This window comes from Flavobacterium fryxellicola, from assembly GCF_900143245.1.
GTDB classification, from domain to species: domain Bacteria; phylum Bacteroidota; class Bacteroidia; order Flavobacteriales; family Flavobacteriaceae; genus Flavobacterium; species Flavobacterium fryxellicola.
On sequence record NZ_FRDK01000001.1, the window covers coordinates 221,494 to 243,341 of the forward strand.

Consider the following 21,848-nt stretch of genomic DNA (forward strand, 5'->3'; position numbering starts at 1 on the left):
AGAACTAAATTGCATGAGTAAGCAAATCAAATATAGAAAAATATAACAATTGTTAATGCTTTTGTTATATTTCTTTATGTAAATTTGTGCTCTATAAAATTCATAAAACCATGAAACCAGACTTATTTCAATCTCCAGATTACTATAACCTAGACGATTTACTAACAGAAGAGCACAAACTAGTTCGCGACTCCGCCCGTGCGTGGGTCAAGAAAGAAGTGTCACCAATTATAGAAGACTATGCACAACGTGCTGAATTCCCAAAACAAATCATAAAAGGGCTGGGTGAAATTGGTGGTTTTGGCCCTTATATTCCAGAAGAATATGGCGGTGCAGGTTTAGACCAAATATCATACGGTTTAATAATGCAAGAAATTGAACGTGGCGATTCTGGTGTTCGCTCCACTTCATCTGTGCAGTCTTCTCTCGTGATGTATCCTATTTGGAAATACGGAAACGAGGAACAACGTGTTAAATACCTGCCTAAGTTAGCTACCGGTGAATTTATGGGATGTTTCGGATTGACAGAGCCTAATTACGGTTCAGATCCAGGAAGTATGATTACCAATTTTAAAGACATGGGGGACCATTATTTATTGAATGGTGCTAAAATGTGGATTTCAAATGCTCCCTTTGCAGATATAGCTGTAGTTTGGGCAAAAAATGAAGCAGGAAGAATTCACGGTTTAATTGTAGAACGTGGCATGGAAGGTTTTTCTACTCCTGAGACACACAACAAATGGTCACTTCGAGCGTCCTCAACAGGGGAACTTATTTTTGATAATGTCAAAGTACCAAAAGAAAATTTATTGCCTAATAAATCAGGATTAGGAGCGCCACTTGGTTGTCTTGATTCAGCGCGATACGGAATTGCATGGGGTGCTATCGGTGCCGCGATGGATTGTTACGATACCGCTTTACGCTACGCAAAAGAGAGAATACAGTTTGACAAACCCATTGCAGGAACGCAATTACAACAAAAGAAATTGGCCGAAATGATTACCGAAATCACCAAAGCACAATTGTTAACTTGGAGATTGGGTGTTTTAAGAAATGAAGGACGTGCAACAACCGCTCAAATTTCGATGGCAAAAAGAAATAATGTGGACATGGCCATAAACATTGCTCGAGAGGCCAGACAAATATTAGGAGGAATGGGAATAACTGGAGAATATTCTATTATGCGACACATGATGAATTTAGAATCGGTAATCACCTATGAAGGAACACATGACATACACCTACTAATTACTGGTATGGATATCACAGGAATTCCAGCTTTTAAATAGTAGTAAACGACTATTAAAGTATTTATAAAATTGATAGTAAAAGCTTCTTGGAAACAAGAAGCTTTTTTATATTTACATAAAAAATACCACCTATGAATATTGCAACAATCAACAATAGTATTCAGCCCCAAAAAGAACTATTGTTACAACATACTTTATACAAAAAAGTAAAAACCGTTGAGGATTTACAGTGTTTTTTAGAAAATCATGTTTATGCGGTTTGGGACTTTATGTCTTTGTTAAAAGCTTTACAGTCTAAATTAACGTGTACAACAACTCCGTGGTTCGCAACAGAAAACCCACAAACTAGGTATTTAATTAACGAAATTGTGGTTGCGGAGGAATCTGATTTAACATTAGACGGAAAGCGCTCCAGTCATTATGAGATGTATATTGAAGCGATGAAAGCCTGTGATGCGAACACCAGTGGAATCGAACATTTTTTAACTGAGGTAGATTCGCTTAAAAACATATTTGTTGCAATCAAAAAAAGCAATTTGCATCCTAATATCAAAGCTTTTTTAGATTTTACATTCCGAGTTATAGAAGAAGGAAAATCACATGAAATTGCTGCTGCATTCACTTTTGGTCGCGAGGATTTAATTCCGAGTATGTTTACCGAAATCCTAAGAAATTTTCAAGCCAATTTTCCCGAGACGGATTTAACTAAACTTATTTATTATTTCGAAAGACATATTGAATTAGACGCTGATGAACATGGTCCTATGGCCATGAAAATGATCACGGAATTATGCGGAACAGATGCACAAAAATGGTCCGATGTAGAGGAAGTTTCCAAGCTAGCTTTAGAAAAACGAATTGGACTTTGGGATGCTATCGAAGAGACCATTATGATGAATGTTGAATTGGCTTAATATTAATTTACTAAAAAACCCAACTCTTTTTTTTTACAAATTATAACGCCTGCAGCAGTACAACTTTCAAAACTGGTTCTCAAACAACTATTCAAAGGCTTGTCGCCAGAAGTTTCTGAACTTACTATTGGGTACAACTGGGAATATACAAATTCATAAAGGCGAGAATTTTATCTCGCCTTTTTTTAATTCTCTGGAGCCAATTCTAATTCTAATCCTTCAAGGCTTTCCGTTATTGGAATTTGGCAGCCTAAGCGGCTATTTGGCTTGACATAAAACGCTTCTGACAACATGGCTTCCTCATCATCACCCATTTCTGGCAAGACCACATCGTTTAAAACATAACATTGACAAGAAGCACACATGGCCATTCCGCCACAAGTACCTTCTACAGGAAGTTCATAAGCTTTGCATAATTCCATGATATTCATCGCCATATCTGTAGGAGCTTGCAATTCATGTACTATTCCTTCTCTGTCTTTAATCTTTATTAATACATCCATTTTTTTAAATTTGGAATTGTTTAGTTATCAATTTATAGCTTACTGGACGTGGTGGAAGATTTGAGCACAATAGTTAGCAAAGCCATTGGAAATCAGCAATTTTAACAATGCAAAAAAACCACAAAAAAATCACTAAAAAAGCATCCCTCTTAAAAAAAACCAATACCTTTTAAAGCAGGTATATTTTCTTAAAAGGGATGCTTTTAATGAATTTACATGATATTCACAACAGTTTCTATTTGCGGAGCAAATTTTTTGATGGTTGTTTCCACACCAGCTCTCAGTGTCATTTGGTTAACACTGCAACTGGTGCAGGCTCCTTCAAGGCGCACCTTTACGTGTTTCCCCTCCTCGATGGAAATCAATGTGATGTCCCCTCCGTCAGAATTCAAAAAGGGTCTGATTTCTTCCAGTGCTTTTTGAACTTCTATTGTTAATTCTTCTGTTGTCATTTTCTTTATTTAAAGATTGAAAGATTAGAAAATTGATAGATTAAAAATCATTTCAAAAATTCTAATTTCTATTTTTTGTTGACTGCTGAACAACCGGCCATCGTTGTGATTTTGACAGCTTCAGTAGCAGGTAAACTTTCATTTCTGCTGATAACTTCTCGTACTACATTTCTTGTAATTTCTTCAAAAACAGTTTCAATTATAGAACCTGATTGCATTGCTGCAGGTCGACCGTAATCTCCTGCTTCTCGAATAGATTGTACAATAGGCACTTCGCCTAAAAACGGAACTTCTAAATCATCTGCTAGATTTCTGGCTCCCTCTTTCCCAAAGATGTAGTATTTGTTTTCGGGTAGTTCTTCAGGTGTGAAATAGGCCATGTTTTCTATAATTCCTAAAACTGGAACATTTATCGCTTCAGACATAAACATAGAAACTCCCTTTTTTGCATCAGCCAAAGCAACTGCTTGCGGAGTACTTACAATTACAACACCCGTGATAGGCAATGATTGTACAATCGAAAGATGAATATCACCTGTTCCCGGTGGTAAATCTACCAACATGAAGTCTAATTCTCCCCAATCAGCATCAAATATCATTTGGTTCAATGCTTTAGAAGCCATAGGTCCTCTCCAGATCACCGCTTGACTTGGCGCTGTGAAAAATCCAATAGAAAGAATTTTAACTTCGTAACTTTCAACAGGTTTCATTTTTGATTTCCCATCAACGGTCACGGAGATTGGTTTCTCGCTTTCCACATCAAACATAATAGGCATCGACGGCCCATAAATATCAGCATCAAGGATCCCCACTGAGAATCCCATTTTTGCTAAAGACACCGCTAGATTAGCAGTAACAGTAGATTTCCCCACTCCTCCTTTACCAGAAGCTACTCCTATAATATTTTTTATTCCGGGAATTTGTTTTCCTTTAATTTCTGGTTTGTCCGGAACCTCTACTTTACTATTGATTTTTATTTTTGCAGCAGCAGATACTAATTCAAGAATTGCTTTTTTAATATCGTCTTCTGCTCGTTTCTTAATGTGCATGGCTGGTGTATGCAAAACTAAATCAACCACCACCTCATCGCCAAAAGTAATTACATTTGCTATTGCTCCACTCTCCACCATGTTTTTTCCTTCTCCAGCTATAGTAATCGTTTCTAAAGCTTTAAGAATATCTTTTCTATCTAATTTCATTTTTAGTCAACTGTTTTCTATTGGCACTATAGCGCCAGAATATTATCTTTATTTAAACTGATTTCAGATTACAAAGATAGCGGATTAAGTTCTTAAAATAAAGGAATTGGATTGGATTTATTGATGAAGAAATTGGTGTAAATTATCAGGATACAATTGATTATTTTGATCATGGCACACTTAAGTAGTGCTCCATTATCGATTACTCAGTCCTTACGTCCGGCTGCCAAAAATGTTTCTCGAAATCCATAACCTGGTTTTCAACCACAACTATCCCTTCATTTTCTAATAATTGCTGCATGAGATTCGTGCCGTCAAAATGTAATTTCCCTGTCAACAATCCCTTTCTGTTGACTACCCGATGTGCAGGTACATCGTCCAGGTTATGCGAAGCATTCATCGCCCAACCCACCATTCTAGCTGAACGAGCGGTTCCTAAGGCTTTAGCAATTGCCCCGTACGACGTGACTTTCCCATATGGAATTTGCCTCGCGATTGCATATACTCTGTCGAAAAAATTGTCGTTTGTCATGCTTCCAAAAGGATAATAAGGGTGCCTAATTTAAGTAGTAATTTACGGAAATTACTTTAGATAATACCTTATGATATTGATCAAGGTAATTAACGATATTAATCCCGTGATGCTTCCAATAATACTATTCATATTGCGCATCAAATAATCTGTTTTATCTTGTATTTTTTGAAAGAAGGTAATGTAGAAATAGAATACCAAAAAAGAACCCAATACCACCCCTGAAACAAAAATCAAAACGTGCGTAGTATCAAAGTAAAAGAGATTGTACGACGCTAAAGTGACACTTACAAAGACGTAATAAGGAATAGGAAAAAAATTCAGTGCTGAGAGCAGCATTCCAAGAAAAAATCGGGTGGAGGTACTCTTTTTTTTAATTTTACCTTTTTTCTTTTTTGGCTTTTTAGCGATCAACAAAAAATAGATTGTTAGTGCGGAAAAGATCCCAAAACCTACTTCCCGCAATAAAACAACTACATCTGGGCGACCCTTAATAAACTGGGCGAAAAATATGGCTAGTGTAGCTTGAAAAAAAATTACAATTACGGCCCCTAAAACAAACCAAAAAGCACTTCTTTTTCCTTCTTTAAGATTCACTTTGGCTGCTGTCATATTAATCAATCCCGGAGGTGTGATCCCTACGAAGGCAGTAACGAAACCCAAAAACAAGGAAGTAATTAAATTCATAGGCCAAGTGCAAAATCAAAAAAATCTATTTCAAATATAAAACTATTCTTTAATTTTGAATCGAATATACGTAATTGCTTTGTTAACTTGCAAATATTGTTTCTCGTAAAAAGTTTGAAAAGCAGTCACTTCCTCAGGACTTCCTTCATTTACATATACATTATGATTGGCGTAAAGTACTTCATGTCCTTCCCCGTGCAACAATCCTAAAGTGTAACCATGCATAAACTCACTATCGGTTTTTAAGTTCACAACACCGTCTTTCTTGAGCACTTTTTTATACAACTGCAAAAATTCAGAATTAGTCATTCTGTGTTTCGTCCGTTTGTATTTGATTTGTGGATCTGGAAAAGTAATCCAGATTTCGTCCACTTCGTTTTCGGCAAAAATATGATTGATTAATTCAATTTGAGTTCGAATAAACGCCACATTGTGAAGTCCTGTTTCAACAGCAGTTTTGGCACCACGCCAAAAACGGGCTCCCTTAATATCTATTCCAACAAAGTTTTTATTGGGATATCTTTCGGCAAGACCTACCGCATACTCCCCTTTTCCACAACCTAATTCTAGCACTAGAGGATTATCATTTCTGAAAAATTCAGAATTCCATTTTCCTCTAAGGGGAAATAAATCTCCTACTACTTCTTCTCGCGTTGGTTGAAAAACATTTGTGAATGTTTCGTTTTCCTTGAACCTTTTTAATTTATTTTTGCTTCCCACTTTTTTACAATATTTCGGCAAAATTAAGGAATTATATAAGACCGAATGCCATCGCGGTAAAAAAATGAAAAAACGTTTTCCACAAGCATCCTATTTACATCATTTCAACTTATGCCCTTATTGTTAATTCGCTTTCTATCAAGGAAATATTTGCTTACCTTTAGCTAAATAATCAGGCCATGAAAAACCTTATTTTATTTATTATGTTGTTGCTATTTAGTTTTTTACCTGTTAGCGCTTACAGTGTAAAAAACACAACAACTAACAAAACTTCTTTCAGCCTACCGCTCCCCAAAAAGAAAAACAACATCTCTTTTATCAAAGTGGACAGTTTAGTCATTACTAGATTTTTTAAAGTATATCCTAATTTAAAAAAACACAAATCGGATGTCTTGGCTTTATACAAAAAACGAAGCTACAATTCCGTGTGGTTTGACAAGGAAGGAATTATAGAGTTTGCCCATTTACTCCATTCCAAAGTAAATTTACTGGAGCAAGAAGGCTTAAGGTCCAGCTTTGCTTACAAAGATAAAGTGGACCTCATCTTTAACAAGCAACTCACGCCAACCATTACTAGTACTGAAACCGAATTACTGCTGTCCACAATGTTTGTTTTTTATGCCAAAAAAGTTTACAAAGGCATTGATCCTGAAAAAATAAGGGAAACTGGATGGTTTTTACCAACAAAAAACCTTTCCTACTCCAGCCTATTACAGTCTTTACTAAGTGATCCCCAATCAATAGATAAAGATGATAAATTACTATTTGGACAGTATTACAAACTCCGTGATGTGTTAAAAAAATACCAACAAATGGAACAAAATGGAGTCTGGAACTTGATTGTGAAAGACTCGTCAATACTGGAATACAAACCAGGTGACACCTCAAAAACCATTGCTCAAATCAGGCAACGACTTGCTATCACTGGTGATTTAAAACAAGACACTAAAAGCAATCGCTACGATGAAGAGCTATTGACTGGTATTCTAAATTTCAAAAAAAGAAATGGCTACAAATCAGATCCAATCATTACCTCAAGCCACATTCAAAGGCTAAACATTCCCATTGAAAATTATATTAAAACAATTATGGTAAATATGGAACGCTGCCGGTGGATTGCGCCAGAACTTACTAAAGCACCGGAATACATTATTGTGAACATCCCTTCTTTTAAACTATTTTTTAAAAGAGACGGCAAAACCGTATTAGAATCAAATATTTTTGTTGGTAGTACCCTGAATGAAACCGTTATTTTTAGCAGTATGATTAGTCATCTGGTATTTAGTCCCTACTGGAATATCCCAACAAGTATTGTTCAAAGCGAAATAAAAACAGCGATGGATGGAGATAAAAACTACTTAATTACTAATGACATGGAGTGGAATAAGGGTCGGGTAAGACAAAAACCAGGTCCAAAAAACCCTCTAGGAAAAGTGAAATTTATCTTTCCAAGTTCTAATGACATTTACTTACACGACTCACCGTCTACACTTTTGTTTGAGTCTGAGTACCGAGCCTATAGCCATGGATGTATCAACATAAATAAAGCACAAGAATTGGCTTATTTAATTTTAAACAACAATCCAGATTGGCCCGTGGAACGCATTAAAAAAGCGATGGATGGTGGCAAGGAAACCACTTGCTATCTAAAAAATAAAATTCCGGTTCACTTGGGTTATTTCACCACTTGGGTCAATGATTCTGGCGAAATTAGTTTTTTTAATGATATCTATCAACGAGATGATCGCTTAGCAGAACTCCTTTTTGACAATGACTCGAAATAAATTTTTTGTCCCGCTATTATTTCTATAATAAAAGACCCATTACTAAACTTTTTACCCTCTTTGTTACAGAACTTCAATAAGGATGATACAATGTGTTTGTATAAACTTGTGACAACTACAAGCATGATAAAAAATAGGAGCTTTGTTATTATTAAACAATCAAACCACTACTAAATGGTGAATGGAGTACGAACTTGTCCATTGGGTTAAAAGCGCCACAATTTTGAATAAAAAAACTTCAAAAAACGAGCAATATTTATAATTTTTCATCTTAGAACTACAATTAATAATACTTCAACTTACTAATAATCAATTTATTATACCTATATCACTTTTTTTATTTACATTTGATTCTCTAAAAAATCAAAATCATGAAATCCAAACCAAACCCTTTTAAAATTCTGCTTTTAGCACTAGTTCCCATTGTTTCGTTAGTCGCTTTTACTACATTGGAAAAAATCGAAAAAGTCCTTTCCGGTATCAATACAGGAAACATGGATACATCAGTTCAGCCTGGAGATAATTTTAATGCTTATGTCAATGGCAATTGGATGAAAAAAACCAAAATACCGGAAGACAAGGCCTCTTATGGTATTGGCTATATGGTTCATGAAAAAGCACAAGAAGATGTGAAAGCAATTATCGAGGCTTCTGCCAAGGGCAATTTTGCAGCAGGTTCTGATGAACAAAAAATTGGTGACTTCTACGAATCGTTTATGGATATTAAAAGTAGAGATCAAAAAGGAGTTAAACCTTTACTTCCAGAATACAAAAAAATTGATGCGATAAACAATTATACTGATTTGGCCGCTTATTTTGGAAACGCAAATAAGGATGGAAGCAACATTCCATTTTCTGTAGGCGTTATAGAAGATTTAAAAGATCCTACCCAATACATGCTCCTTACTTGGCAGGGTGGATTAGGGCTACCCGACAGAGAATATTACGCGCTAGAAGATGTAAAATCTCAAGAAATAAGAAAAAAATATGTAGCCCATATTGAAAAGATGCTGCAACTAGGCGGCGTGGTTGCTCCAAAAGAACTCGCCCCAAAAATCATGGCATTAGAAACTGCTCTAGCTGCCCAACACATGAAAAAAGAACAAACCAGAGATATTGTAAAACTCTATAACAAATATGCAATTACCGATTTAAGCCAACTAATGCCTGATTTTAATTGGACTGCAATGCTTAAAAATGCCGGAATCCTGAATCAAAAAAACATTGTCATCGCACAAGTTGAATACCTAAAATCGCTTAACACAATCATAAAAACAACACCGTTGAGTACTTGGAAAGCCTATTTGAAATGGAGTGTCCTTCATGGAGCCGCAAAATCACTAAATACTGCTCTTGACAATGAAAACTTTGACTTTTATGGCAAAAGCCTTTATGGCATACAAGTACAACAGCCTTTGTGGCGCAGAGGTGTCGACAAAGTAAATAATAACCTGGGAGAGATTGTTGGAAAGGTCTATGTGAAAAAACATTTCTCGCCTGAAGCTAAAGAGCAGGTAACTGTGTTAGTTAAAAACCTTCTAAAAGCCTACGGACAAAGTATTGAAAATCTGGATTGGATGAGCGCTGAGACAAAAAAACAAGCGCTGGACAAACTCTCTAAATTCACTCCAAAGATTGGTTATCCAGATCAATGGAGAAACTACGCCGATTTAAAAGTCGTGAAAGGAGACTTGTACGGAAACCAACAAAAAGCAACAGCTTTTGAATACAACCGACAAATTGGGAAATTGGGAAAACCTGTGGACAGATCAGAGTGGGGAATGACTCCACAAACCGTAAACGCTTATTACAATCCCCCACTTAATGAAATCGTATTTCCCGCCGCCATATTACAGCCCCCTTACTTTGATTTAAAAGTTGAAAATGCCGCAAACTATGGTGGAATTGGCGCAATCATCGGACACGAAATCGGACATGGATTCGATGACCAAGGAAGTACTTTTGATGGCAACGGTGTGATGCGCAATTGGTGGACGCCTGAAGATTTGGCCGCTTTCAAACAAAAAACAAATGCCTTAGTTGCACAGTATAATAGTTTTAAAGTATTTCCTGACCTCAATGTAAATGGCGAATTTACCCAAGGAGAAAACATTGGGGATTTAGGAGGACTTTCTATTGCCTTAAAAGCCTATAAGATGAGTCTTAACGGTAAAGAATCTAGCGTTTTAGAGGGCTTTACCGGAGAACAACGCGTATTCCTAGGTTGGGGACAATCGTGGTTGAACAAATCACGGGAAGAAGCCTTGCGAAACCAAGTCGCAACCGATCCACATTCACCGGCAAAATTCAGGGTGAACGGTGTTGTGCGCAACATTCCTGAGTTTTACACGGCTTTCAATATAAAACCTACCGATTCTCTCTATCTTGCACCCGAGAAAAGAGTGAAAATCTGGTAATGTTGCTTTAAATTATAAAACCCTCTTCTTTTCGAATGAGGGTTTTTCATGTAAAGAAACGCTAAGAATTAATTTTAAACTTTAGACCATTCCACTGCTGATTAGCCTTCGATTAGGTACATTATTGTTTGGATTGCAACTTTCTGATGATTACATCTTCTATGGGAGCCTTCCGTTTGACAACTTCGTTTGAGTTGTCATTTGGTATTGTCATTGATAACACATAATGCTGAATTTTCCACGTTTGGCCTATTTTTACCAAAACTCCTGAACCTCGACAAATTTTCATTTGGGTGTTTAACAACTCATCGAACCACGCGATTTTACCAGTTGCATCAAAATAAATATGACGCTCTAAAGCAGTAAAATTCCACGCTTTCCCCTTATCGAAATGAGGCTTTGCATACGTTTGAAAAGCTCCTTTATTCCAGTTTTCGGTTGCATCTGTACCAATGAAAACTGCATCACCAGTCATTAGATCAAAATAGGCATTGTAATCAGCATCTGCGGCAGCCTTGTGCCAAGCATCAAGTGTAGCATTGATGTTTACTCTTACGCTTGCTTGATTCCCCATCGTGCTTTTGCAACCTGACAAAGCCATAACAATCAGTAAAGTCACTATTTGTTTCATACGTTTTTGCTTTTTATTTATGGTTTTTATTCCATCGGATTTTTATTTTTCCCTCTTCGTCAACTGCAAGTAAATGCAATACAATTCCTTTATTGCGTTTTTCAGCTCTTTCAATTTTGTCGGTGATCATCTCATCTTTTTTAGGATTTCTAAGTGGTATCGTTATAGCCAAATTTGTTCCTCTCCCAAAGGAATAAACACCATTCACATCTAAATTCAAAACGTTAGAGCTTACTTTCAAATCTTTTATCCCTACTAAAGCACCATTTATTTCAAAATTACCAGACAAGTTTCTAAATACGATATTCTTAACGTCTCTAAACGGAAAAGCATATTTACCAATATTGGTGATGGGTTCAAAATCAATCAGCGCTCCTTGGTCTATTTTAAATTTAGCACTTCCAGAAAGTGAATTTGTTTTCAATTGTCCCCCAGAAAGAAGCATCCCTTGTACCGAGGTGGAAGCGGAGAGAAACCCTTTTATATTTTTGGGTTGAAAGGATTGAATTCCAAAATTATTCAACGAAGTCAAAAATCGGGAAATATCTACACGATTAATTTTTGTATTTGACTCTAAAAAGAAAGCGTCGTCTTTTGGGATTAATTTCCCGTCAAAGGAGATTGTGCCGCCAGCACTCTGCACCCAGCCGTTCTTGACGATTAACTGATTATTGACCAATAAAATAGTGGCTTTGGCATTAGTCGCCTCCAGTTTACTATACAGCATCTTATCTGCTTTCAAATTCAGCACCACTTGGCATTTATCAATTACAGCATACAATTCAGATGAAAAATCATCTTTTGTATTTTTCTTTTTCGATGCTTTTTGACCTGAACTAGTAATAATACCCACAAATTGTTTTATATCCAGAAAAGGAGCATAAATATCCCAATTGACAATCATTTTTTCAGGGTTTTCATAATACAACGTCAGAAAATTGTCAATCTTACCCTCCATAAAAACTTTATTCTTACGTTCTTTAAAATTAATTTTTTTTATCAAAAGCGCTTCTTCTGTAAAATCCAGCTCAATATCTGTTTTTACGAAAGTCAAATTTCTTGGGCCGTAATTTACGGTTGCATTTATAACGTCTACATTTCCTGTGAACAATGGTTTTTGTATTTTTAAATCCAAGATGTCAAACTTAAATTCCAGATTCACTTTGGCTTGACCACCAGTAAAATGAATAAAATCTTTAGTCACAATCTCATTCAATCGGGACACATTAAAATCAGATTTAAAACTTCCTGCTGCAGTTGTTTTTTCAAAATTAGAAATAATTCCGATGGGAATAGTAAAAGGAATCGTTTTGTATTGCCCTGAAAAATCGGTCAAGGTAATAGTAGAATTAACATCATTACAACCCGCTCCTTTTTTATATTGGTTGGTGAACGTCGCGTCAAAAGTACAATCTGTAATAATCCCGTCCGGTATTTTGAGTTCATTATCCCTAATGTTTGTCTTTACTATAATTTCCGGATCTCCCTTAGCATTCATATCCCCAATAATAGAGCAGCTCACATTTATAGGGTTTTTCAAGTCAAATTGGTCGATTTTAGAACTGATATTAGCACTCAATAAAGCAGAAGCTTCACGCCACAATATGGAGGTTTTTATGGCAATGTCAAAAGGAGATTTGTTTGCATCCAAACTAAAATGAGCCTTGATATCAAAAAACTCGGGTCCGATTCCAAAATTAGTTGTGGCAATACTAATCTGGTTTTTAGAGTTGGAATAAACAACTGTCAAAACTCCTTCCACTAAACTATTCTTAATAAAACTCCCTCTTTTAGTATTGAAAGCCATGCTTTTAGCTACTGTTTTCAGATACAGGTTCGTATGCCAATTTCCGTCACTAAATGCAATTTTACTTCGTAAAGCAAGAATGTCGAAATCAAACAACTTGTTTCCCAATTGATTTTCAGAAATGAAATGAACTTGATCCATTATGATCTCATCAAAGGCGGACGTTGTAGCGCTTTTTGATTTTTTGCCTTTTGGCTTAGCCTTAAATATATGTGTGTTTACAATTCCATTTCTTCCTTTAAACAAATGCAAAGTTGCTTGCTGAATTTCGATTTTGTTGATGTTAATCTCATTTGAAAGCAAGTCCCAAAGATCAATTCTGATCTCAATTTGTTGTGCTTTAAGCAATGTACGTTTGTGAAAGACCCACAAACTGTCCTTTAATTCAACTTGGCTTAACGACAAGGTCATGTTGGGAAACCCCTTTAAGAATTTATATTTAATTGCTCCAATGTGGATTGTGCCGGTAATATTTTCGTTGATCTTAGCATTGATTTGGGTTACAATTTCTGCTTTATTAGTATTAAAATAAAGTGCCACAACCGCTGAAGATATAAAAATAAGCACAACTAATCCCGCAAAGAAATAACCAATTCTTTTGCTTACTTTCCTGAAACTTGCAGTTTTAAAATAAGTTCTTGTGCCCTGCCAAAATTGATTCATGCGTACTCCTTTACTGTTTAAAATACAAGATACTATAAAAACTAATGCTCCAATTGATTTCAAACTACAAATTACAATTCAAATTTTTACGCAGCAGTTCGAGTGCAGGACTATTAATGATGAAAAACTTGGAAAAATACCTTATTTATTAGCGAATAACAGTTGCTTTAAAAAAGGTAGTATACTCTAAAGTAAGGCTTTACCCTGCAGCCATAAAAGATAAAAACAGCCAAAAATTCACAAAAACGAATACTATTTTTTTCATAATTTTTGGATTAATAAAAAAATTTTTGACGAAAACAATCTGCTTACTTACAAATTTTAAATCGTAAATGTTTTATTATTAACTACTTATACATTTTTTTAAATTATTTGTACTCCTTAATAATAAGTACGTTTCCAATCTTAAATAATACAGCTCCTTTACAACTGATACTACCGTACTTGATTTGATGTATTTTTGTACTGCCAACAATCCATTCTTCACGAATTAAAATTGACTCATGAAAAAATTATTTTCCCTATTATTATTTATTGTTTTTACACTACTGTTTACTCTTGTTTCTTGCAAAAAGAAAAACAAAGAAATTGTGATGGCACCAACGCGTTTAAACGAAATCGAAATACCATTTGACAGTACTCAAATTGGGACTTTCTTTGGTAAATATCCAAAGCTAAAAAACTATCGAGGCGATGTTGAGCAATTGTACCGCAAACATGAATTTCATTATATCTGGTTTGATAAGGACGGCCTAAATGAATTTGCCGGTTTGCTTTACAGCAAAGTGAATAGCATGAATCTGGAAGGAATTGAAACTGCCATTCCGTATAAAGAAAAATTAGACGACATCTACGATAATCCGGATGACAATCAAAAGGCTAGTATTGAAACGGAGTTGCTGAGCTCTGCCCTGTACTTTTTTTATGCTGATAAAGTATATGACGGAATCGACATTCAGAAAACAAAAGATTTAGGATGGTTTTTACCTCGAAAAAGACAATCTTATGTGAGTTACTTAGATTCATTGTTAATCAATCCTGCATTAATTAACAAAGAAGAAAAAGGTGTTTTGAAGCAATATTTCCTTTTAAAAGATGTTTTACAGGAATACCGCAAAATAGAAAAAAAAGGCGGATGGAAAGCAATTGCTCTTGATCCAAATGTTAAATCCTATAAACCTGGAGACAGCGCTGCTGCTGTTGCACAAATCAGAACACGTTTGTTTATCACCGATGATATGTCTAGTGATTCCAAAAGTGCCGTGTATGATTCCGAATTAGCTACTGGAATTTTGAAATTTAAAAAGAGAAGTGGTAATACCCTCAACAAAACGATTTTGCCGGAACATATTAAATATATGAACGTGTCTGTTGCGGAACGCATCAAAACCATTATGGTCAATATGGAACGTTGTCGATGGATATCCAATGATATTACTAAATCTAAAGAATTGATTGTGGTCAACATTCCTGCCTATGAACTGACTTTTTTTAGAGATGGCGAACCAGAGTTGCGTTCTAAGGTTGTAGTAGGAAAAGCAATGCACAAAACCGTAATTTTTAGTGCACCAATGAAATACATCGTGTTCCGACCTTATTGGAATGTACCAACAAGCATTCTGAAAAAAGAAATCCTTCCTGCCATTGAGAAAAATCCAAATTATTTAGAAGAACATGACATGGAATGGAAAGATAGTTATGTTAGACAGCGACCTGGACCCGAAAACTCATTGGGATTAGTAAAATTTTTATTTCCCAATTCGAATGCAATTTATTTGCACGACACCCCATCCAAAAGTTTATTTGGAAAAGAAGACCGTGCTTTCAGCCACGGATGTATTCGTGTAGCCAAGCCAAAAGAACTTGCAGCCATAATTATGAAAAATGATCCAAAATGGAATCCAGAGAAGATAGAGACCGCGATGCATGATGGAGAGGAATATTGGTACACGCTTAAAAACAAAATCCCAGTCTATATTGGTTATTTTACCGCTTGGGTAGATACGGAAGGCGTCATTCATTTTTATGAGGATGTCTATAAAAGGGATGAAACGTTAGCAACATTATTGTTTGACAAATAAGTGTTTGATTTGCTCACAAATGATAACCAAAAAAAATGACACTGCCTTATTTAAAAGTCAGTGTCATTTCTTTTTATTTACCTAAAGGTACTTGTTTAATATGTTTTCTTTTTTTCGAAAGTCGTTTCCAACACTTTTTTAATTTTGTCCAAGGCTCCGTGAAATGCTTTCTCGGTAGTATCGGCGTAATTTGTAACGGCTAAGGGCTGCATATTAATTGGTCTGGCTTCGATAAGACATCGTTTGTCATCGAGTCCAGACTTGGCACTATTTTCGTCTCCAAGATGCACTTCTAAACGGGTAATTTTATCTTCAAAACGTGCTAAAGCAGTTCCTAATTCATCCGAAATATACGCTTTCAATCGTGCGTTCCCTTCTACGTTATTGTCTGTGTTGATTTGTACTGTCATGTTTTTATTTATTTAATGATTGTCTTTCAAATTTAACGAACGAAGAACCAAAAAACGACTGCATTAATAAAACATTGTGAAAATTAAGGACAAAGGAAGTGGATCTAAGGCAGGTTTGGAATTAGGGGATTTGCTTTATTCTATTTTGCAGATACCCCTTTATGATCGCGGAAAAAACATCAGTTGTAACAAGGGCCTCTCTGATATTTGCTATAGTATGGTTTATTTATCTACTCGATTTTTTTAGAAACAGCGCACAAAAAAACACCAATCTTTCGACTGGTGTTTTTGAAAATTAGTGCTGTTATTGAAGAGATATCCTAGCCCTGATGGCAGTGAAACCCCTTATGAATTAGCGTTGTGTTTTTTCTTGGGTTAAAAGAGCGACCAAAGGAAGCTCCTTTTTAGCCTTAGAAAAAACAACGCTAAAAGTAAGGGTGGAGCGTACAGCAGGAAATAGCTCCTCCTAGCCTAATACCCTTTGACTTTCTACTCAGACATTTATCAAAATAGGGTACATCCTGCTATTCCCGAACCTACAGACAGAATGCTCTAGTCCAGCTCAGGCAATAGGACCACTCCCATATTGAATAGCGTGAATGCCTGAATATCGACGTTTTCCTGAATAGTTGCGGCTACAGATTTTCCTGCACCATGTCCTGCATTGATGTCAATACGAATTAGGACTGGATTTGTTCCTGTTTGTTTTTGTTGTAATTCGGCTGCAAATTTAAAACTGTGTGCTGGCACTACTCTATCATCGTGATCGCCCGTTGTAACCATCGTGGCGGGATATTGTATTCCTTTTTGAATGTTGTGTACGGGAGAATACCCTTTAATATACGCAAACATTTCCTTGCTGTCTTGTGCTGTTCCGTAGTCATACGCCCACCCTGCTCCTGCAGTAAAAGTATGGTAACGCAACATGTCCATCACTCCTACCGCCGGCAAAGCGACTTTCATCAACTCTGGACGCTGTGTCATGGTGGCACCTACAAGCAATCCTCCGTTAGAACCACCACGAATAGCAAGGTACTGAGGAGCTGTATATTTTTGAGCAATTAAATATTCTGCTGCTGCAATGAAATCATCAAATACATTTTGTTTTTGCATCTTGGTTCCTGCATCATGCCATTTTTTACCGTATTCTCCGCCGCCGCGTAAATTTGGCACCGCGTAAACGCCCCCGTTTTCCATCCAAACGGCGTTAGCAATACTGAAACTTGGCGTTAAACTCACGTTGAACCCTCCATAACCGTATAGCATTGTTGGATTTGTCCCATCCAGTTTCAAACCTTTTTTATGGGTAATGATCATTGGAATTTTTGTTCCGTCTTTGGAAGTATAAAACACTTGTTTGGACTCGTATTGTTCACTATTGAAATCTACTTTTGGTTTTTGGTACACCGCAGACGTTCCTGCTTTTGGCTCATAGGAGAACGTAGAACCCGGAGTAACATAATTTGTAAACGAGTAATAAAGCGTTTTCTCTTTTTTCTTTCCGCCAAAACCACCAGCAGTTCCTATCCCTGGTAATTGTATTTCACGTACCAATTTTCCAGAGTAATCGTATTGTTTAACTACCGAAACGGCATCTTTCATGTAGTTAGCAAAGAAATATCCTCCACCTGTTGAAGGAGATAAAACGTTCTCGGTTTCTGCGATGAAATCTTTCCAGTTTTCTGGTTTTGGATTGTTCACATCAACAGTAATGATTCGTTTGTTAGGCGCATTGAGGTCGGTTTCTATAAATAATTTAACTCCCTCATTTTCAATTATACTGTTATCGCTTTTGAAATTATCCACAATAGTTACAATAGGACTGTTTGGCTTTGTCAAATCCTTGATATACAATTCGTTTCCATAGGTAGAATTTGCTGCTGTGATCACTAGAAAACAATCATCCTCTGTAACTCCACCCCCTACATAACGTCTTTTTTGATCGGCACCAAAAATAACTTTATCTACTTTTTGTGCAGTTCCTACCTTGTGAAAATACAGTTTGTGTTGATCTGTTTTTGCTGACAACTCGCTTCCTTTTGGTTTGTCATAACTGGAGTAATAGAATCCTTCATTTCCTTTCCAAGAAACGCCGCTGAATTTTACATCGACGATGGTGTCTTCCATAATTTTTTGAGAAACGGCATCCATAATAATGACTTTTCTCCAGTCGCTTCCGCCTTCTGAAATGGAGTAGGCCACTTTAGAGCCGTCTTTAGAAAAGTTTAATCCGCCAAGCGATGTCGTTCCATCTTTAGAGAACGTATTGGGATCGAGGAAAACAGTTTCCGTTCCTTTAGCATCTTTTCGATACAACACCGATTGGTTTTGCAAACCGTTATTTTTGTAATAATAGGTAAAATCGCCCTCTGTGAAAGGAGCCCCTATTTTTTCATAATTCCACAGTTTTTCCATTCTTGCTTTTAGCAAATCCCGAAATGGAATCTGAGCTAAATAGTCATACGTCACTTCGTTTTGCGCTTTTACCCAAGCACCCGTTTCAGCAGATTTGTCGTCTTCGAGCCAGCGGTACGGATCTGGAAGTTTCGTGTCGAAATACACATCAACGGTTTCGCCTTTACTGGTCGTGGGATACGTTAGCGTTTTCGGTTTTTGGTTTTGGCCAAAAGTTGCCAGTGCAGATGATACAGCCATTATTAAAAAAGTTTTTTTCATTAGATTCTGTTTTAGGTTGTTACAAAAATAGGGAATTAGTTAGTCTAGTAGTAGTGGGGATGTCTTAAATAAAACTAAAAAAAGCGCTATTCTTTCGAATGGCGCTTTTTAGAATGGTTGACAAAGAATTGAAGTTCTTATTTAACCTGAACAGGATATGTAATTTGCGCATCTGTTGCTCCACCTGCATTTGTAATAGAACCGGATGAAACTCCATCAGCACTTTTAAGCGGTTCGTGTCTTAAGATTACTACTATATTTCCAGTTGCTGCTGCTGTCCCAGTTTTTAAGGTAAAAGCTAATCCAATAGGTTTATTGTTACTATCTGCATCTGCATAAGTAAATGTTCCTATTGCTGCTGGAGCCTGAAAGAAAAGCTGATGCTCTACACCTTCTGCCTTTATTTCATCTGTGATATTATCAACAGGTGTTACTGATTCGTTTAAAAAACTAACAGCTCCACTATAAGTTGTGTTTACTAACAAATCCCCAGAAACAGTTACCACTGGGGCATTTGGTCCGTCTCCGTCTAAATCTCTTGAAGTCATGGTAACTGTTTGATTTCCAGAAATCAAAGTAGTTGTTACCGTTGTAATTACTTCTTCCTCATTTACTGCAATAGGATCGTCATTGTTACAAGATGAAAACGTGAATACCGATAATAATGCTAGTGCTAAAATTTTTGAATTTTTCATTTTTTTGTGTTTACTTTTTAATAATTGAATTTTAATTGAATTTGAAAGTTTCTACCCATTTCATCAGCAAAAAAACGTTGCCTATTGAGGTAGTCCCTGTAATTAGTGTTTAAAATATTCTGAACAGAAAATGCGATTGTTGTATTAGATTTACCGAAAGTCTTGAATTTCATCTCCGAATAGAAATGCAACAACTGATAGGCTGGCGGAGGAGTACTAATGTCTACTAGAACCTCAGTCAATTCATTATTCACAATAATATTGGTTATGAAATTGTTATCTGGAAACTGATTTTGACGCATTATCATTTCGCTTTTTAATTCGAGTTTGAGATCATTCCACTCCGTTTTTGCAAATTGAATTTTGTTACTCAGATTTAATGGTGGAATATCAATCAAGAATTCGTTGTTAGTCAAATCTCTCCCATTTACATAAGCCAAAGCAAAATCATGCTGCCATTGATTGTTTATTTTCCAATGTGTTTGCACGTCAACTCCTGCTAACCTTGCATTAGTTTGCTGGTATTCCCAAACTGGAAACGAACCGCGATTGTTTTTTTCAAAACCAACAGGCCGTAAGAACATGAAATTGCGAATGCTGTTTATAAAAGGATTAACCTCAACTGAGAAAGCTGTCCATTTTTTTTGCAAGGTGGTCGATAATTTTACCGCTTGTTCTTTGTCTAAAGCTATATCACCGAGCTCGATGACCCCAGTTGAATGATGCAAACCGTCACTAAAAAACTCGGACGGATTTGGGTTTCTGGTTGCCAAACTAACATTAGTGTACCAGTGTAAGTCTTGACCAAATTCCTTGTGAAATCCTGTACTAGCTGAAATATTATGAAAAGTAAAACTAGGCTTTGCCAACCATTGATTGCCTTGCTCGCCCACAATAAAATCAGCAAATTCAGAGTTATAGCCTCTTTCATCCCATCTGGATTTAAAGTAAAACTTAGTGGCTTGTACTTGTGAAAAATCATATCGTAATCCAGCATCTACAGAAAAACTATCTGAAATATCATAGTTTACAATACCATAACTACCAAATTCTATTCTATCGAAATTAGGAATCAATGGTCTTATTTCTGTAGCTGGATTTGCAAAATTGTTTTGAAAAGAGCCATTAAATCCAGACTTTAAAGACCAATCATGCACCGTTTTTTTATAATCTATATTTATGGCATGAGTGGTTAGCGCCAAGTCTAAGGCAGCTAGGTTATTAAAATTTCCTCTACGAACGTCAAACTCGAGACGCTTATTAAACTGAAAAGAATACTGTACCGCCAATGACGCTGTTTGATCAAAATAATAGTTGTAATTCAGTTTTGCTAAATGATGTTGCACTTTTTGTTTAGGATTATTTATGTCATACGTGAAATCATAGACAGCCCAAGGAACTTTATTCTTAATAGCATTGTATAAATCATTGACATTACCTATGTGCGAAGCACTCAAAATTCCAATAGTGGTATTGTAGAAACTGTAATATCCAGAGACATCATATTTTTTTCCAGTAAATTTTATATCGCCAGAAAAATTAGCTTCCCGATTCCCTGAATTAGACAACACATAATCAGGAGCTTCTCTATCGCCTGAATACTTGAATGTTCCTAGTGCGTTCCAACTCCATCCTTTGTCGTTTCCTTTGTGCAAACTAGAACTGATAGAACCGCCTCTTCCATTTGACGCTAGATTCAGGATTGTTTTCCCAAAAAGCGTGTCTCTTTTTACAGAAATAGGCTCGATCACAACTAATCCACCTACCGCGTCACCACCGTATTGCAACCCAGACGCTCCTTTGATAACCGTAATTTTGCCCGCTGCGTTTACATCAAAATTAGGCGCGTGCTCCGTTCCCCATTGCTGATCTTCTAAACGGACATTGTTATTGATGACCGGAATTCTACTTCCAAACAAACCATTGATAACCGGCTTTACCACAGAACTTCCTGTTTTCATACTAGAAACACCTGCAATTTCCTTCAAAATATCACCAAGGGTTTGATTACTGAACTTCTCAATCGTTTCCGTTTTAATCTTTTGTTCTAAAAGAGATTTGTTCAGCGTATTGGCTTTTTGTCTGATGATCACCTCCTGCAACTGTGCAGCATTTTCCTTTAAGGCAAAGTTCAAAACTTGGTCACCCGCTAAATTTACTAAGGTATCAATAGCCTGAAAACCAATAAAAGACACATATACTTTTACGTTCCCTTTTGGCAATCTTTTTATAAGATAGTTACCCGAAACATCTGAGGATACTGTTTTTGTCCCAATGTGTACATGACTTCCTGAAAGAGGTAATCCTTGCTGAGTAGTAATTTTTCCACTAACTGTATTTTGCGAAAAACCAATGGTGCAAAACAAACAGAAGCAGAAAAAAATATAGATTTTTGTTTGCATTTTCTTTGTTCAAAATAGATAAACA

The 21,848-nt window shown here is 36.2% G+C and carries 17 protein-coding genes; 5 read left to right on the plus strand and 12 right to left on the minus strand.

Going from position 1 to position 21,848, the window contains the following annotated elements:
- Window positions 1-110 precede the first annotated feature (110 nt).
- Together BUA03_RS00965 and BUA03_RS00970 are read left to right on the plus strand one after the other, a co-directional pair.
- Entirely contained in the window at window positions 111-1,289 is a 1,179-nt protein-coding gene (locus BUA03_RS00965) for an acyl-CoA dehydrogenase family protein (RefSeq protein WP_066079531.1), read from the plus strand.
- Between the two features lie 92 nt (window positions 1,290-1,381).
- Complete coding sequence (locus tag BUA03_RS00970) at window positions 1,382-2,164, plus strand: DUF3050 domain-containing protein (RefSeq protein WP_066079528.1); 783 nt, start codon at window positions 1,382-1,384, stop codon at window positions 2,162-2,164.
- Between the two features lie 185 nt (window positions 2,165-2,349).
- Here BUA03_RS00970 and BUA03_RS00975 read toward each other — a convergent pair whose 3' ends face one another.
- The 6 genes from BUA03_RS00975 to trmB form a co-directional block, all read right to left on the minus strand.
- Window positions 2,350-2,667: a 2Fe-2S iron-sulfur cluster-binding protein gene (locus tag BUA03_RS00975; RefSeq protein WP_066079526.1), complete on the minus strand. Its 318-nt coding sequence runs from the start codon at window positions 2,665-2,667 to the stop codon at window positions 2,350-2,352.
- Between the two features lie 212 nt (window positions 2,668-2,879).
- Window positions 2,880-3,119 carry a NifU family protein gene (locus BUA03_RS00980; RefSeq protein ID WP_066079523.1) on the minus strand — a complete coding sequence of 80 codons (240 nt, stop codon included), beginning with the start codon at window positions 3,117-3,119 and terminating at the stop codon, window positions 2,880-2,882.
- A gap of 68 nt (window positions 3,120-3,187) precedes the next feature.
- The gene (locus BUA03_RS00985) at window positions 3,188-4,318 is read right to left on the minus strand and encodes an Mrp/NBP35 family ATP-binding protein (RefSeq protein ID WP_066079520.1); all 1,131 of its coding nucleotides are present in this window, start codon (window positions 4,316-4,318) and stop codon (window positions 3,188-3,190) included.
- Between the two features lie 202 nt (window positions 4,319-4,520).
- Complete coding sequence (locus BUA03_RS00990) at window positions 4,521-4,850, minus strand: MGMT family protein (protein WP_066079517.1); 330 nt, start codon at window positions 4,848-4,850, stop codon at window positions 4,521-4,523.
- A gap of 51 nt (window positions 4,851-4,901) precedes the next feature.
- Complete coding sequence (locus tag BUA03_RS00995) at window positions 4,902-5,537, minus strand: LysE family transporter (RefSeq protein ID WP_066079514.1); 636 nt, start codon at window positions 5,535-5,537, stop codon at window positions 4,902-4,904.
- Window positions 5,538-5,579: 42 nt separating this feature from the next.
- Window positions 5,580-6,257: a tRNA (guanosine(46)-N7)-methyltransferase TrmB gene (trmB, locus tag BUA03_RS01000; RefSeq protein WP_066079511.1), complete on the minus strand. Its 678-nt coding sequence runs from the start codon at window positions 6,255-6,257 to the stop codon at window positions 5,580-5,582.
- Window positions 6,258-6,436: 179 nt separating this feature from the next.
- Here trmB and BUA03_RS01005 point away from each other — a divergent pair, with 179 nt between their 5' ends.
- Complete coding sequence (locus BUA03_RS01005; protein ID WP_066079508.1) at window positions 6,437-8,041, plus strand: L,D-transpeptidase family protein; 1,605 nt, start codon at window positions 6,437-6,439, stop codon at window positions 8,039-8,041.
- A gap of 371 nt (window positions 8,042-8,412) precedes the next feature.
- Entirely contained in the window at window positions 8,413-10,458 is a 2,046-nt protein-coding gene (locus BUA03_RS01010; RefSeq protein ID WP_082854317.1) for a M13 family metallopeptidase, read from the plus strand.
- Window positions 10,459-10,579: 121 nt separating this feature from the next.
- Here BUA03_RS01010 and BUA03_RS01015 read toward each other — a convergent pair whose 3' ends face one another.
- Both BUA03_RS01015 and BUA03_RS01020 read right to left on the minus strand, forming a co-directional pair.
- Window positions 10,580-11,089 carry a nuclear transport factor 2 family protein gene (locus BUA03_RS01015; protein WP_066079504.1) on the minus strand — a complete coding sequence of 170 codons (510 nt, stop codon included), beginning with the start codon at window positions 11,087-11,089 and terminating at the stop codon, window positions 10,580-10,582.
- A 13-nt stretch (window positions 11,090-11,102) separates the two neighbouring features.
- On the minus strand, window positions 11,103-13,622 hold the full coding sequence (locus BUA03_RS01020) for an AsmA family protein (protein ID WP_245792543.1): 2,520 nt from the start codon (window positions 13,620-13,622) through the stop codon (window positions 11,103-11,105).
- 440 nt (window positions 13,623-14,062) lie between these two features.
- Here BUA03_RS01020 and BUA03_RS01030 point away from each other — a divergent pair, with 440 nt between their 5' ends.
- Window positions 14,063-15,640 (plus strand): L,D-transpeptidase family protein, encoded by a 1,578-nt coding sequence (locus BUA03_RS01030; protein ID WP_066079496.1) that lies wholly within the window; start codon window positions 14,063-14,065, stop codon window positions 15,638-15,640.
- 95 nt (window positions 15,641-15,735) lie between these two features.
- Here the strand turns inward: BUA03_RS01030 and BUA03_RS01035 are convergent, their stop codons facing one another.
- The 4 genes from BUA03_RS01035 to BUA03_RS01050 form a co-directional block, all read right to left on the minus strand.
- Window positions 15,736-16,050 carry an HPF/RaiA family ribosome-associated protein gene (locus BUA03_RS01035; RefSeq protein WP_066079491.1) on the minus strand — a complete coding sequence of 105 codons (315 nt, stop codon included), beginning with the start codon at window positions 16,048-16,050 and terminating at the stop codon, window positions 15,736-15,738.
- 552 nt (window positions 16,051-16,602) lie between these two features.
- A complete protein-coding gene (locus BUA03_RS01040) occupies window positions 16,603-18,705 on the minus strand; it encodes a prolyl oligopeptidase family serine peptidase (protein ID WP_394333624.1) in 2,103 nt (700 codons plus the stop codon).
- Between the two features lie 158 nt (window positions 18,706-18,863).
- Window positions 18,864-19,421 (minus strand): type 1 periplasmic binding fold superfamily protein, encoded by a 558-nt coding sequence (locus BUA03_RS01045; protein WP_066079485.1) that lies wholly within the window; start codon window positions 19,419-19,421, stop codon window positions 18,864-18,866.
- Between the two features lie 17 nt (window positions 19,422-19,438).
- Window positions 19,439-21,823 (minus strand): TonB-dependent receptor, encoded by a 2,385-nt coding sequence (locus BUA03_RS01050; protein WP_066079482.1) that lies wholly within the window; start codon window positions 21,821-21,823, stop codon window positions 19,439-19,441.
- Window positions 21,824-21,848: the final 25 nt, after the last annotated feature.

Excerpts from the sequence above, each read along its gene's own strand:
- BUA03_RS01005 (WP_066079508.1), top strand. The coding sequence starts at position 6,437 with ATGAAAAACCTTATTTTATTTATTATGTTGTTGCTATTTAGTTTTTTA.
- BUA03_RS00975 (WP_066079526.1), bottom strand. The coding sequence starts at position 2,667 with ATGGATGTATTAATAAAGATTAAAGACAGAGAAGGAATAGTACATGAA.
- BUA03_RS01045 (WP_066079485.1), bottom strand. The coding sequence starts at position 19,421 with ATGAAAAATTCAAAAATTTTAGCACTAGCATTATTATCGGTATTCACG.
- BUA03_RS00965 (WP_066079531.1), top strand. The coding sequence starts at position 111 with ATGAAACCAGACTTATTTCAATCTCCAGATTACTATAACCTAGACGAT.
- BUA03_RS01030 (WP_066079496.1), top strand. The coding sequence starts at position 14,063 with ATGAAAAAATTATTTTCCCTATTATTATTTATTGTTTTTACACTACTG.
- BUA03_RS01050 (WP_066079482.1), bottom strand. The coding sequence starts at position 21,823 with ATGCAAACAAAAATCTATATTTTTTTCTGCTTCTGTTTGTTTTGCACC.
- BUA03_RS00970 (WP_066079528.1), top strand. The coding sequence starts at position 1,382 with ATGAATATTGCAACAATCAACAATAGTATTCAGCCCCAAAAAGAACTA.
- BUA03_RS01035 (WP_066079491.1), bottom strand. The coding sequence starts at position 16,050 with ATGACAGTACAAATCAACACAGACAATAACGTAGAAGGGAACGCACGA.
- BUA03_RS00995 (WP_066079514.1), bottom strand. The coding sequence starts at position 5,537 with ATGAATTTAATTACTTCCTTGTTTTTGGGTTTCGTTACTGCCTTCGTA.
- BUA03_RS01010 (WP_082854317.1), top strand. The coding sequence starts at position 8,413 with ATGAAATCCAAACCAAACCCTTTTAAAATTCTGCTTTTAGCACTAGTT.
- BUA03_RS01015 (WP_066079504.1), bottom strand. The coding sequence starts at position 11,089 with ATGAAACAAATAGTGACTTTACTGATTGTTATGGCTTTGTCAGGTTGC.
- BUA03_RS00990 (WP_066079517.1), bottom strand. The coding sequence starts at position 4,850 with ATGACAAACGACAATTTTTTCGACAGAGTATATGCAATCGCGAGGCAA.
- BUA03_RS00980 (WP_066079523.1), bottom strand. The coding sequence starts at position 3,119 with ATGACAACAGAAGAATTAACAATAGAAGTTCAAAAAGCACTGGAAGAA.
- BUA03_RS00985 (WP_066079520.1), bottom strand. The coding sequence starts at position 4,318 with ATGAAATTAGATAGAAAAGATATTCTTAAAGCTTTAGAAACGATTACT.
- BUA03_RS01040 (WP_394333624.1), bottom strand. The coding sequence starts at position 18,705 with ATGGCTGTATCATCTGCACTGGCAACTTTTGGCCAAAACCAAAAACCG.